Annotated in this window: 14 protein-coding genes; 12 read left to right on the plus strand and 2 right to left on the minus strand. The window is 62.5% G+C overall.

Annotated elements, in window-relative coordinates; genetic code table 11:
• The first annotated feature begins 489 nt into the window (after nucleotides 1-489).
• Genes RBA95_RS01365 through dnaQ form a run of 5 tightly spaced genes read left to right on the plus strand, consistent with a single transcriptional unit; the run spans nucleotide 490 to nucleotide 4,057 of the window.
• Nucleotides 490-1,323, plus strand: a complete 834-nt coding sequence (locus RBA95_RS01365) for a pyruvate, water dikinase regulatory protein (protein ID WP_306014991.1) — start codon at nucleotides 490-492, stop codon at nucleotides 1,321-1,323.
• Between the two features lie 11 nt (nucleotides 1,324-1,334).
• Nucleotides 1,335-1,919: a nucleoside triphosphate pyrophosphatase gene (locus tag RBA95_RS01370; protein WP_306014992.1), complete on the plus strand. Its 585-nt coding sequence runs from the start codon at nucleotides 1,335-1,337 to the stop codon at nucleotides 1,917-1,919.
• Nucleotides 1,920-1,923: 4 nt separating this feature from the next.
• On the plus strand, nucleotides 1,924-2,748 hold the full coding sequence (gene aroE, locus RBA95_RS01375; protein WP_306014993.1) for a shikimate dehydrogenase: 825 nt from the start codon (nucleotides 1,924-1,926) through the stop codon (nucleotides 2,746-2,748).
• Entirely contained in the window at nucleotides 2,745-3,350 is a 606-nt protein-coding gene (coaE, locus tag RBA95_RS01380) for a dephospho-CoA kinase (protein WP_306014994.1), read from the plus strand. Before aroE ends, coaE begins: the two co-directional genes overlap by 4 nt.
• Nucleotides 3,347-4,057 (plus strand): DNA polymerase III subunit epsilon, encoded by a 711-nt coding sequence (gene dnaQ, locus RBA95_RS01385; RefSeq protein ID WP_306014995.1) that lies wholly within the window; start codon nucleotides 3,347-3,349, stop codon nucleotides 4,055-4,057. Before coaE ends, dnaQ begins: the two co-directional genes overlap by 4 nt.
• 3 nt (nucleotides 4,058-4,060) lie before the next feature.
• Here the strand turns inward: dnaQ and secB are convergent, their stop codons facing one another.
• Nucleotides 4,061-4,564 carry a protein-export chaperone SecB gene (gene secB, locus RBA95_RS01390; protein WP_306014996.1) on the minus strand — a complete coding sequence of 168 codons (504 nt, stop codon included), beginning with the start codon at nucleotides 4,562-4,564 and terminating at the stop codon, nucleotides 4,061-4,063.
• Nucleotides 4,565-4,746: 182 nt separating this feature from the next.
• On the opposite strand from secB, the gene RBA95_RS01395 reads away from it, so the two are divergent.
• The 6 genes from RBA95_RS01395 (at nucleotide 4,747) to RBA95_RS01420 (ending at nucleotide 10,929) form a co-directional block, all read left to right on the plus strand.
• Nucleotides 4,747-5,406: a Tim44/TimA family putative adaptor protein gene (locus RBA95_RS01395; protein WP_306014997.1), complete on the plus strand. Its 660-nt coding sequence runs from the start codon at nucleotides 4,747-4,749 to the stop codon at nucleotides 5,404-5,406.
• 175 nt (nucleotides 5,407-5,581) lie between these two features.
• Nucleotides 5,582-6,622, plus strand: coding sequence for a murein transglycosylase A (locus RBA95_RS01400; RefSeq protein ID WP_306014998.1), 1,041 nt, complete (start codon nucleotides 5,582-5,584; stop codon nucleotides 6,620-6,622).
• Nucleotides 6,622-7,224, plus strand: a complete 603-nt coding sequence (locus RBA95_RS01405; RefSeq protein ID WP_306014999.1) for a Smr/MutS family protein — start codon at nucleotides 6,622-6,624, stop codon at nucleotides 7,222-7,224. The genes RBA95_RS01400 and RBA95_RS01405 overlap by 1 nt, the downstream gene beginning before the upstream one ends.
• 92 nt (nucleotides 7,225-7,316) lie before the next feature.
• Nucleotides 7,317-7,715, plus strand: coding sequence for a BlaI/MecI/CopY family transcriptional regulator (locus RBA95_RS01410; RefSeq protein ID WP_306015000.1), 399 nt, complete (start codon nucleotides 7,317-7,319; stop codon nucleotides 7,713-7,715).
• Nucleotides 7,712-9,313 (plus strand): ankyrin repeat domain-containing protein, encoded by a 1,602-nt coding sequence (locus RBA95_RS01415; RefSeq protein WP_306015001.1) that lies wholly within the window; start codon nucleotides 7,712-7,714, stop codon nucleotides 9,311-9,313. Before RBA95_RS01410 ends, RBA95_RS01415 begins: the two co-directional genes overlap by 4 nt.
• 65 nt (nucleotides 9,314-9,378) lie before the next feature.
• The gene (locus RBA95_RS01420; protein ID WP_306015002.1) at nucleotides 9,379-10,929 is read left to right on the plus strand and encodes a serine hydrolase; all 1,551 of its coding nucleotides are present in this window, start codon (nucleotides 9,379-9,381) and stop codon (nucleotides 10,927-10,929) included.
• Between the two features lie 93 nt (nucleotides 10,930-11,022).
• Here the strand turns inward: RBA95_RS01420 and hslU are convergent, their stop codons facing one another.
• Nucleotides 11,023-12,327, minus strand: coding sequence for an ATP-dependent protease ATPase subunit HslU (gene hslU, locus RBA95_RS01425; RefSeq protein WP_306015003.1), 1,305 nt, complete (start codon nucleotides 12,325-12,327; stop codon nucleotides 11,023-11,025).
• Nucleotides 12,328-12,436: 109 nt separating this feature from the next.
• On the opposite strand from hslU, the gene RBA95_RS01430 reads away from it, so the two are divergent.
• The gene (locus RBA95_RS01430; protein WP_306015004.1) at nucleotides 12,437-12,868 is read left to right on the plus strand and encodes a VOC family protein; all 432 of its coding nucleotides are present in this window, start codon (nucleotides 12,437-12,439) and stop codon (nucleotides 12,866-12,868) included.
• Nucleotides 12,869-12,901 lie beyond the last annotated feature (33 nt).

The following is a 12,901-nucleotide window of genomic DNA, read 5'->3' on the forward strand; positions in this document are numbered from 1 at the left end:
GGCTCTCGTCAGCGCCGGGGTTCGGGAGTTTTCCCCGGACAGGTCAGACCCGGTCATACCGTTCTTTTTCATTGAATGAAAAGAAGGGGTGATAGTAGGGGCGCCCATAACGTGGATAACTGCGACGGATCAACGCTGGCGCCGGATATCCACAGCCTGTGAACGCGGGTCATCCACGGTCTGACTTTTGTATCAAAATGAGACGTTAACTCATTTTTTACTTTGGTTAACCGCAGCCTAGCCGAATGCGCGGCGGCGATCAGGCGTAAAACCGATAATATGACTCGGATAATTGTCGACAGTTCTGGGGTGATCGCAGACCTGTTAATCCCCGAATGTGCATGACTGGGCGCCGATTGGGCGCCAACGCTGAAACCCGACTTCGCCTGTCCCCAGCCGGGCTTGAATCGTGGACAAGCAGACAGGGTTATTCACAGCTTGCCCGCTCTGGTCTACCGATGGGGGATGAAGTCTGTTCAGGAGCCGCGCATGCCCCGGTCCGCCGATGCTGGCATTTATTTTCATGTGCACATGATCTCGGATTCCACGGGCGAGACCCTGATGGAAGTCATGCGCGCCTCCGTCGCCCAGTTCCAGAATGTGCGCCCTATCGAGCATCTGTATGCCCTGGTGCGGTCGCCGCGGCAGCTGGAGCGCGCGCTTGAGCACATCGAAGCCTATCCGGGCATTGTCATGTTCACACTGGTCAATGCCGAGCTGCGGCGTGATCTCGAGGATGCGTGCGCGTCCATGGGCATGCCGGCGTTGGCGGTTCTGGACCCGATCCAGGCCACCATGTCGAGCTATCTGGGCGCGCCGGTTCAGGGCAAGGCGGGCGCCCAACGGGTTCTGGACGCCGATTACTATCGCCGCATCGAGGCGATGAATTATTCCATGGCCCATGATGATGGTCAGGGGGATGACCTGGCGAGCGCCGACGTCATTCTTCTTGGGATTTCACGGACGTCCAAGACCCCCACAAGCGTGTATCTAGGCCATCGCGGCATTCGGACCGCGAATATTCCGCTGGTGCCGGGCGCGCCGCTGCCGGAAATCCTCTACCGCCTGAAAAAGCCGCTGATCGTGGGTCTGACCGCCTCGCCCGAGCGCATTATCCAGATCCGGCGCAATCGCCTGCTCAATCTCAAGGAAGATCGATCCACCGATTATGTGGATGAAGAGGCGGTCAAGGAAGAGGTCATTCACGCCAAGCGCTTGTTTGCGCGGTATAACTGGCCCTCTATCGATGTGACGCGGCGCTCGATCGAAGAGACAGCGGCGAAGGTGCTCAACCTTCTGCAGGACCATAAATCCAAATTCTAGAGACGGTCGTCATGAGCTTTATTCTCGCTTCCGGTTCGGCGTCACGCCGCGCCATCCTTGAAAACGCCCGGGTCGCCTTTGAGGTGGATCCCGCCGATATCGATGAAGGCGCGGTCAAGGACAGCTTTGCCGGCGACCCGGCGGCGCTGGCGCTGGAACTGGCCGAACGCAAGGCGCTTGAAGTGTCCAATCGTCGCCCCGGCGCGCTGGTGCTGGGCTCGGATCAGGTCCTCGAGTTTGACGGCGTCGCCTATGACAAGGCGCGCTCGGTCGCAGAGGCCGAGGAACGCCTGCGTCAATTGCGCGGCCAGACCCATCATCTGCAAGGCGGCATTGCGCTGGCGCGGGACGGAGAAGTCGTCTGGCGGCATCAGGCGACGTCCACGCTCGTCATGCGGAATTTTTCAGATGCTTTCCTCGCGGACTATCTCGACAAGGCCGGCGATATCCTGACCAAGGCGGTGGGTTGCTATGCGTTCGAAGGGCTGGGCGCGCAATTGTTCGAGCGCACCGAGGGCGATTATTACGCTATTCTGGGCCTGTCCCTGATCCCTGTGCTGGGCGCCTTGCGCGCACACGGCGTTCTGGAGGCTTAACGAGATGGTGAGCGATTGGCCCAAGGCGGCTGTGGTCGGCTGGCCCGCCAAGCACTCGCTGTCTCCCCTGATCATGAAAACCTGGCTCGATGAAACGGGTCAGCCGGGCGATTACGCCATCATTGAATGCGAGCCTGATGCCTTTGAAAGCGCAGTGCGCGAACGGTTTCATGCAGGTCTGGTCGGGGTCAATGTCACCGTTCCCCACAAGGAAACGGCGCTGAAGGTTGCAGACGAAGCCTCTGATGCGGCGCGCGCCATCGGGGCAGCCAATGTGCTGGTCTGGCGACAGAACCGGATCCTGGCGGACAACACCGATCATGTGGGGATCGCCCGCGCTCTTGAATCAGATTCAGGGTCTGGCCCCGCCGTGCTGATCGGCGCGGGCGGCGCTGCGCGCGCCGCGCTCTATAACCTCAAGGATCAGCGCCGGGACATACGCATCCTCAACCGGACCCGGTCTCGCGCTGAAGCGCTGGCGGCAGAGTTTGGCGTTTCCGCACACATTCATACGCTGGACGATGCGCAGGCCTATCAGGACGCGTCTCTGGTCATCAACGCGACATCGCTGGGCATGACCGGACAGCCGCCGCTGACGGCGGATCTGTCGGGCACGGCGGAAGACGCGCTTGTCTTTGACATGGTCTATGCGCCCTTGAAAACCGGGCTTCTGGCCGAGGCCGAGCGCCTGGGACGCCGGACCGCGGATGGCTTGGTCATGCTGGTCGGACAGGCGCGCCCGGCCTTTGGGCGCTTTTTCGGGGCGTCCGCGCCCGATCATGACGGCGTGCGTCAGGGCCTGCTCGCAGAACTGGAGCGCCGGGCATGATCATTCTGGGTCTGACAGGCTCCATCGGCATGGGCAAATCCACGACCGCGGCCCTGTTCGCGGAAGAGGGCGTGCCGGTCTTTGATGCAGATGCCGCAGTGGCCGCGATGTATGCGCCAGGCGGCGAGGCCGTGCCGTTGATTGCGCGAGCCTTTCCCGGATGCGCGGATGAAGCGACAGGCGTGGACCGGGCGAAACTGACAGCAGCCTTACAGGCCGATCCGTCAAAATTTGAAACCCTGAACGCCATCGTGCATCCGCTGGTGGGTCAGGCGCGGCGTCGCTTCTTTCATGAGGCGGAAGATGCGGGCGCGCCGCTTGTGGTTCTGGATGTGCCGCTCTTGTTTGAAACCGGCCAGCATGACCAGGTCCATCATGTGGTGGTGGTCTCGGCCCCCGAAGCAGTCCAACGTGATCGTGTTCTGGCCCGGCCCGGCATGAGCGTGGACAAGTTCGAAGCCATTCTGGCGCGGCAGACGCCCGATGCGGACAAGCGCGCCCGGGCCGATCATGTCATCGACACCAGCCAGGGCGTCGACCATGCCCGTGAACAGGTGCGGGCCTTGCTGGACGCGTTGAAATTGAGCGGGGATGCGCAGTGAGCAAGCGCGAGATCATTTTCGATACCGAGACCACCGGCCTGGATCCGCGCGGCGGGGACCGCGTGACGGAACTGGGTTGCGTGGAGGTCATTGACCTCATCCCGACGGGCAAGGATTTGCGCATCCTGATCAATCCCGAGCGCGACATTCCCGCCGAAGTCACCGCTGTGACCGGCCACACCTGGGAGATGCTCAAGGACGAGCCGAAATTCGCCGAAGTGGTCGATCAGTTTCTCGACTTCATCGAGGATTCAACGCTGGTGGCGCACAACGCCATGTTCGACATGGGCTTCATCAATATGGAGCTTGAGCGCTGTGGCAAGACAGCCATCCCGAAAGCGCGGTTCATCGATACCGCGGCGATTGCGCGCGAGAAATTTCCCGGCGCGCCCGCCAGCCTGGATGCCCTGTGTAAACGCTTTGATGTTTCGCTCGACAGCCGGACCAAGCACGGGGCCTTGATCGACTCCTACCTGCTGGCCGAAGTCTATCTTGAGCTCAATGGCGGGCGTGAGCAGAGCCTGAGCTTTTCAGGCTCAGAGGGCGGGGACGGAACGGTGGTCTACCCGACGCGTACGCCGCGGCCGAAATCCCTGCCCAGCCTTGTGACAGAACAGGAACGGGCCGCCCATGCCGAGTTTATCTCGGAAATGGACGACCCGCTCTGGCAGTCTCTGGGACTGTTGAAGGCTGATCAGACAGCCTGAGTATTACGCGTCAGACGGCGGGGTCGCCGGGGCGCCTTGCTGGGCCTGGGCCTGTTGGGCGGCGCGTTGGCGATACAGGGCCGCGAAATCCACCGGCTCCAGCATCAACGGCGGGAAGCCGCCATCGCGGGTGGCGTCAGACAGGACGCGACGGGCGAACGGGAAGATCAGGCGCGGGCACTCGATCAGCAGGAAGGCTTCACGCGCCTGCGGATCCACATTCTGGATCTGGAACAGACCGGCATAGGTCAGTTCGACGATGAAGACCGGGTTGGACTCGCGCTGGGCGCGGGCGCCAATGATCAGTTCCACTTCGAACATGTCATTGCCCATGTCACGGGCCTGAACGTCCACGCTCAGGTCGATATTGGGCTGGCCGGCGCCGCGCAGGCTTTCAGGCGCGCCGGGATTTTCAAATGACAGGTCTTTGACATACTGACCCGCCACACGAATGGCGGGAGGCATCGGCTGGTCGCCGCCTTGCGGCGTAGCGGGCGCGTCGGTCATGATGGGTCAACTCAAGCTTTGATCGGGAGAATGCGAAAGCACAATCCCGCAAACAACTAAGGGTGAAGCGGGGCGGGTAGCACGCAGGCGCGAATGCGGCAAGCACAAGCGCCCGCGTGACGTGGCGGTCATGAACCCCTATATCTGCACAAAACGCACACACATCTTGCGAGAGCGTCTCCATGGACATTCTTCAAATCCTGTTTTTCGCCGGCCTCGCCGTGTTCCTGGGGGTCCGCCTCTACATGGTGCTGGGCAAGCCGTCCGGACGCACCGCCGAGGATGTGGAACGCGAACAGCGCGAGCGCGCGGAAGCCGCCGGGATGGGCGCGCCGCCGCCCTCCATGCGCCCGCAAGAGGATGAAACGCCGTTTGCAGCGCAGTTCTCCGGCCCGGCCGGCGAAGGCCTGATGCAGATCGCCCAGCAGGACCCCTCCTTTGATCCAGAGGAATTCCGCAAGGGCGCCAAGGCGGCCTATGAAATGATCGTGCTGGCCTATGCCAAGGGCGATCGCGAGGCGCTTCAGCCGCTGTTGAGCGACCGGGTCATGAAAGCCTATGACCAGTCGATCAGCGCGCGTGAGGAGAAGGACTGGACGGTGACCACCGAGATCGACCGCATCAAGTCTGCGGAGATTTCTGAAGCCTCTCTTAACGATAATCGGGCCAAGGTGAAGATCACCTTCTCCGTCGAGCTCGCCAGTGAAACCCGCAATGCTCAGGGAGATGTGGTGGAGGGCGACCTCACCACACTGAAAACGGTCGATGAGATCTGGAGCTTTGAGCGTGACGTCACCAGCGAGAACCCCAACTGGCGCCTCTCCGGGGTCAAACCCGCTTAAGCTGGCGGCCCTTTTCGCCTGTCTGGTGCTGGCAGGCTGTTCCAGCGGACCCGTCGCGCCTTCGCCTGCTCAGCCAGGCGTACCGGGTCGACCCGGCGGGCTTCCGCCCCGCCCGGCTGTGACTTCGGTTCAGCTTCACCCTGTTCCGTTCTCCCGGGTTGAGGGTTGGCGTCAGGTGGATGCGCAATCGGCCCTGAGCGCGTTTGTCCGGTCGTGCGAACGGGTCGAGCAGCGTCCCGATCACGAACCGATGAATCCGCGCGTGCCCTATGCCGGCACGGCAGGCGATTGGCGGTCCGTGTGCTTGCAAGGCGCGATGCTGGTGGGCATGGGCGCTGGCCCCGATCAGGCACGGGCCTTCTTCGAGCGCAATTTCACGCCGGTCGAACTTGATGGCGCGGGTCGCCTGACGGGCTATTACGAACCCGTTGTGGAGGTCAGCGCTGCGCCGACATCTGAGTTCTCCATGGCGATCCGGGGCTTGCCGGGCGATCTTCTGACCGGCGATCTGGGCCAGTTCATTGCCGGGCTCGAGGGGCAACGCGTGGTGGGGCGCGCAGCGGACCATCGCTTTGTGCCCTATCAGTCCCGCGCCGAGATCGAGGCCCAGAATCTGGGCGTGCCGCTGGCCTGGGGCCGTCCGATCGATGTGTTCTTCCTGCAGATCCAGGGCTCGGGCCGTTTGGTCTATCCTGACGGCTCTGAAGCGCGGGTGCGCTTTGCGGCGCATAACGGCCGACCGTATGTCTCAATCGGGCGCATCCTGATTGATCGCGGGGAGCTGTCCGAGCACAACGCCTCCAAGCAGGATATCGAGAACTGGTTGCGCCTGCGCGGACCGCAATCCTGGCGCCCCCTGTTTGATGAAAACCCGCGCTATGTCTTCTTTACCCTTGATAGTCTGGATGACCCCTCTGAAGGCCCGATCGGGGCCCAGGGCGCGCCCTTGACGCCGATGGCGTCACTGGCAGTGGATGCGGCTCATCACGCCTGGGGCGTTCCGGTGGTGCTCAATGCGCGCCTGCACGGCGCGCCGAACTGGACCGGGCTGGTCATTACCCAGGATGCGGGCGGCGCCATTCAGGGCGCGGCGCGGGGCGATCTGTTTTTTGGCTGGGGTTATGAAGCGGGCGAACGCGCTGGGCGACAGAACGATCCCGCCGCGCGCTGGACGCTTCTTTTGCCCAATGAGCTGGCGGCGCGTCAGCAGCACTGATGGTCAAGCGGCGCACACCCCGTGGGCTCAAGCCCGAGGAGCGTGAGCTCTGGACCCGGTTTGCGCGGCAAGTGAAGCCGCTGGACGAGGATCGCCTCAAACGGCTGGAGCGGGAGGACATTGAACCGCCCAAACCCAAATCCTTGCCCATTCCCCAGACGGAACCGTTGAAAACCGGCGCCTTGCAGCGTGATTTGATGCGGGAAATGGCCAAACGGCCCGCGCGGCGCGTACCCGTGGATCGCAGTCCGGAAAAGAAGGTGCGTCGCGGACAGGTCGAGGTGGAAGCCCGGCTCGATCTTCATGGCATGACCTCTTCCCATGCGCGTCAGGCGCTGTTGGGCTTTTTGCACCGCTGCCGATCAAATGGCATGCGCACGGTGCTGGTGATCACCGGCAAGGGCGCGGGCTCGCGCGCGCTGGATGAACGGCGCTTCCAGCCCTGGTCGCCCGATGAGCGCGCGCTGCCGGGCGTTTTGCGCCGCTCCTTTACCCAATGGATGCGTGACCCTGACTTCGCCCAGCTGGCTTCGGGCTATGCCGAGGCCAATCGTCGACATGGCGGCTCTGGCGCGTTCTACGTCATGCTTCGAGCAAAATAATATTTAAATATATAGACTTACAAAATAACTAAGTTTTTAGTTGATAGATCAGGACGGGTGTGCGAAACGAATTGAAACTAAGGAATTCGTAGATGGCCCGCACCTCCTCCCCCACCCTGACCGAAGCCGAGCATCGCATCATGAGCGTGCTGTGGACGCGTGGCGAAGCCAGCGTTCGCGACCTCACCGATGCTCTGGAGCCCCGCTATGGGCTCGCTTACACCACCGTGCTCACCACCGTGCGCATCATGGCCGACAAGGGCTATGTCAGCTTTCGCAAGGAAGGCCGGGCGCATATCTACGCCCCGGCCTTGTCCCAGGAAGGCGCACAACGCACCGCGCTGGGCAGCGTGCTGAAATCTTTCTTCGGAGGCTCGCCCCAGCGCCTGGCCCAGCATCTGGTCGAGGATGAGGCGCTGAGCCTTGATGATATCGAGGCCCTGCGCGCGGAACTGCTCAAGCAACAGAACAAGACCGGCGGTGAATCATGATCATCGCCCTGTTCCAGTCTGCTGTCTTCGTTCTGATCGGATCCACTGCAATCAGTCTTGGCGCTGTGCTGTTTGACCGGTTTGCACCGGCCCTGCGCATCCGCGAACGCCATGATCTGGCGCTTGCGGGTCTGCTCACGATCCCCGCCATCTTCGCGTTCGCCCTGATGCCGGGTTCAAAGACCGCCATCCAGGGGTTCAATGTCGGCAGCGCAGCTGCAGCCCCGGTGTCCGTGATCTCACCTGAAGCGTTGACGACCCTGCCGGCGAGCGTCTCGTCGATGAGCGATCCGGGTTTGGCTGGGTCAGATATTCTGACGGGCATGGGGTTTGCCGGGGTCTGCTTGTGGCTGATCGGTCTGTTCTGGGCCGGATTAAGCCTCATCCGTGATCTGTGGAGCCTGAACCGCCTGACATCGAGAGCGAAATCCGTAGCGTCCCCGCTGGCCTTGTCTCGTCCGGTCCGCTTGCGTCAGAGCGCAGATGTCCTCACGCCCATGGTAGCGGGCTTCATCCGCCCCGTGATCGTGATCCCTGATGATTTCCGCTTCGATGAAGCCGGTGAAGCCGTGCTGGAGCATGAAATCGCACATATCCGTCGTCATGACGCCCTGACAGGGCTTGTCCAGCGCCTGATCGCGGGCCTGTTCTGGTGGGCGCCCGGCGTGCACCAGCTGAACCGGCAGGTGCATCGTATGCGTGAGGTGCTGTGCGATGAAGCGGCGGCGCGCACCCAGGGCAAGCCGCTGGTGCTGGCCCATGCGCTGTTGGACGCCGCGCAAAAAGCGGTGTTGGCCCGTCCTCTGACATTGGCGGCCCAAGCGCCGCGTAAATCTGAATTGAGGTTCCGTGTGAACGCTTTGACCCAAGTGCGCGCGGGTTCCGTGCGCCGCTCTTTCCTGACGATGCTGACCGCCTTGCCAGTTCTGATCGCGCTTGCCCTGGTCTTCACGCCGCGTGTCGGTGCGGTGGAGTTTCTGGAATCGCGCCTGATCCAGGCGGTTCGTCAGGGTGATCTCGCCAATGTCGAGGCCCGGCTCGCGCGTGGCGCGGATGTGAACCGCATCTGGCCCAATGACGGAACGGCCCTGATCGAGGCAAGCCGTCGCAGTGACGCGCCCATGGTCGCGTTGTTGCTGGAAGCAGGCGCTGCGCCTGATCTCGTCACGCGTCAGTCCGGTACGGCGTTGATCGTCGCTGCGCGGGCCGGAAGCCTGGAGGTGGTGGACCTGCTGCTGGAGGCCGGCGCCCAGGTGGATCTCGCCGCACCTCAGAATGGCTCTCCGCTCATCAACGCGGCGAGGGGCGGTCATCTCGACATCATCTCCCGGCTGGTGCTGGCGGGCGCCGATCCCAACGGTTTCGTGCTGGCGGATGAAACGCCGCTGATCAATGCAGCGGCGGCCGGTCAGACCGGGGCGGCTGAGCTCTTGCTGATTGCAGGCGCGGACCCGACTCTGACCGTGCCGGCGGCGCCGGGGGATCGGGGCGGTCCCTATCGCTCGCCGCTGAGCGAAGCTGAACGCCATGGCCAGTCTGAGATGGTGCGATGGCTTGAGGCGCGGGGTGCAAGACATCAACCGCCCCAAACGAACTAACCCACTCTAATAACACTAAAAACAAAGATTCTGGTAATCCGTCGATTGATGGAAAGGAGACCCCTATGTCTGGATTCCCCCTGAAGACAGTTTTGTCAGCTCTGGTGCTAGGCGCTGCGACGCTGGTGAGTGCGCCCGCATTGTCTGCCTGCCAGCCGGCGTCCGCCTTCAGCAGCTATGGCCCTGAACGCTTCACCGATGCGCTGCGCGGGCGGTTCTCCCATGACGGGGTTGTTGAGCGCTATTCGCTTGAAGATCGCATGGCCCATTACGGTGTTCCTGGCGTCGCTGTCGCCGTGATCGAGGATGGCGATGTCGTGTTCGCACAGGGCTATGGCGTGCTCCAGGCCGGCTCAGGGGCGCCTGTCACGGCGGACACCGTGTTCTCGGCGGGCTCGGTCAGCAAGATGGCGACAGCCTTCATGACCCTGAATCTGATTCAGTCCGGCGCGCTCGATCTCGATCAGGATATCAGCCACGCTTTGGACTACTGGGCGCCGGAGGCAGGCTCGCCCCATGCTGATGCGCCGCTCACCATCCGTATGCTGCTGTCTCATACGGGCGGGCTGAACCTGCACGGGTTTGCGGACTTCATGCCGGGCGAGGCCCTGCCGACCCGGGCGCAGACCCTGAATGGTCAGGCTCCGGCCAACCATGCGCCTCTGCGTGTGGAAGCGCGGCCGGGCCTGAGCTATCGGTATTCCGGCGGAGGCTATACCCTTCTTGAAGGGCTCATCGCCCAGGCGACCGGGATGAGCTTTGAAGAGGGCGCAGAGGCGGCCTTGTTCGACCCTCTGGGCATGAGCCGGTCCACTTTCGCCAATCCGCTGCCTGAAGACCATGGGGATATCGCCAGGGCCCATGACCGGTCCGGCGCGCCCACGGCCCTGCCGCGGGGCTATGAAGCCTTCCCCGAGATGGCGGCGTCAGGCCTGTGGACCAGCGCCAGCGATCTGGGCCGCATGACGGCGGAGATGATCCGGGCCTATCGCGGCGAGAGCGGGTATCTGCATCCCCGGCTGGGTCTGGAGATGATGACGCGAGTGTCGCCTTCCGAGCATGGCCTGGGTCCGCGCCTTGAGGGCCGTGGCGCACATTTCATCTTTCATCATGGCGGCGCGAACAATTCCTATCGCACCTGGATGGAGGGACATCTGGGAACCGGAGATGGTCTGGTCATTCTGACCAATGGCGCGAACGGGATGGACCTTGCGATCGAGATCCGCAATGCCATGAATGACGTCATGGGCTGGACGGTGAATCCGGTGGTGGACGTGCCCCGTCTCGAGCTGAGTGAAGATCAGCTGGCGCGATATGTCGGCGTTTATGCTGCGGACCCGGCCTTTCCTCTGGACATTCGGGCCCAGATGGCGGCCCCGCCCTTCACCAATGATCTCACGATTTATCTCGAGAACGGTCGGCTTATGGCAAGCTATAATGGAGGACAATCGTGGGCGCCTTTGGTCCCTGTGGCGCCGGACCGTTTCTACATTACTGATTTTTCACTGAGAACTGGCGTGTTTGAGCTCAAGTTCAACAGAAATTCACTTGCGCAAGTGACCTCGGTTGAGGCTTCTATGTCTGCAGCTGAGACGGTGTATCTCCCCGCTTCATAGCGTGCGACTTCGGTCGGCGCCGGTATCAGCTCGCGCCGCGCCGGTCCCCTTTTTTCGGCGCGGCGCACCCTTACGGTGCGCCGCGCTGTTCTTTTAGAGGATGAATTTGGACAGATCGGCGTTACGCGCCAGATCACCCACGCGCTCACGCACATAATCGGCGTCGATGGCCAGGGTTTCACCGGACCGGTCCGAGGCGGTGTAGCTGATTTCCTCGCACACGCGTTCGAGAATGGTCTGCAGTCGGCGAGCGCCGATATTCTCCACGCTGGCGTTCACCTCGGCGGCGAAGTCGGCGATGGCGTCAATGGCCGTATCGTCAAAGCTCAGCTCGAAGCCTTCAGTTTTCATCAGCGCCACATACTGAGTGATGAGGCTGGCTTCCGGCTCGGTCAGGATGGCGCGGAAATCATCGCGGGTCAGCGCCTGCAACTCGACCCGGATCGGCAGGCGGCCCTGCAGTTCAGGCAACAGGTCGCTGGGCTTTGATACGTGGAACGCGCCCGAGGCGATGAACAGCACATGGTCGGTTTTCATCGGCCCGTACTTGGTGGTGACGGTGGCGCCCTCGATCAGCGGCAACAGATCGCGCTGCACCCCTTCGCGGGACACATCCGCCCCGCGCGCGTCGGAGCGGGCAGAGACCTTGTCGATTTCATCGAGGAAGACGATGCCCTCGTTTTCCGCCAGACGGATGGCTTCGGACTGGATCTGGTTCTCATCCAGCAGCTTGTCCGCCTCCTCGTTGATGAGCGGCTCATAGGCTTCTTTCACCGTCGTGCGCAGGGTTTTGGGCTTGCCGCCAAACCCCTTGCCCAGCATGTCGCCCAGATTGATGACGCCCATCGATCCCATGCCGGGCAGATCCATGCCCTGGAACGGATTGGCGCTCTCATCGACAATCTCGATCTCGATTTCCTTGTCGTCGAGTTCGCCGGACATGAGTTTCTTGCGGAAAGCCTCACGGGTGGAGGCGCCGGCGTCCTTGCCGACCAGGGCGTCGAGCACGCGCTGCTCGGCGGCGCCATGGGCCTTGGCCTTCACCTCTTCGCGTTTCTTCTCGCGCACCAGCGTGATGGCGATTTCCACCAGGTCACGGGCGATGGAATCCACATCCCGGCCCACATAACCCACCTCGGTGAACTTGGTGGCCTCCACCTTGATGAAGGGCGCGCCGGCCAGCTTGGCGAGGCGGCGGGAAATCTCGGTCTTGCCGACCCCGGTCGGGCCGATCATCAGGATGTTCTTCGGCGTGACCTCTTCGCGCAGCCCTTCAGGAAGGTGCTTGCGGCGCCAGCGGTTTCTCAGCGCGATGGCGACAGCCTTCTTGGCGTCGCCCTGGCCGATGATATGGCGGTCGAGCTCATGGACGATTTCGCGCGGAGAAAACTCAGTCATGACGCCCCATGTCTTTTTGTCGATTGGGTGGTAAGGATTGCAGACATGTAGGGGCTTACCGCCCGGAACACAAAGCCCGTGGCTGCAGGGCCCGACAGAGGAGTGTGCGATGACCCGTCCCCGTTTCCATCTGGCCTTTCCCGTGGACGACCTTCAGGCGGCCCGCCGATTTTATGGGGACGTGCTGGGATGTCCGCGGGGACGGGACAGCGACCACTGGATCGATTTTGATTTTCTCGGCCATCAGATCGTCGCCCATCTGGCGCCCGAGGAATGCCAGAACGCCCAGACCGGCGCCGTGGACGGCAAGGATGTGCCCGTGCGCCATTTCGGCCTGATCCTGGAATGGGATCAGTTTGACCCTCTGGCTGAACGCCTGCGCCGCGCCGGCACGCCCTTCATCATCGATCCCTATGTGCGTTTCGCCGGAAAGCCGGGTGAACAAAAAACGATGTTCGTCCGTGACCCCGCCGGCAATGCCCTGGAATTCAAGGCGTTTCGCGATGACGCCATGGTGTTTGCGACAGAACTGGACAGCTGAACCTCTTGCGGGCTGGCGCTTCTCGCCTAATTC

This window comes from Oceanicaulis sp. MMSF_3324 (assembly GCF_030733545.1).
Lineage (GTDB): Bacteria > Pseudomonadota > Alphaproteobacteria > Caulobacterales > Maricaulaceae > Oceanicaulis.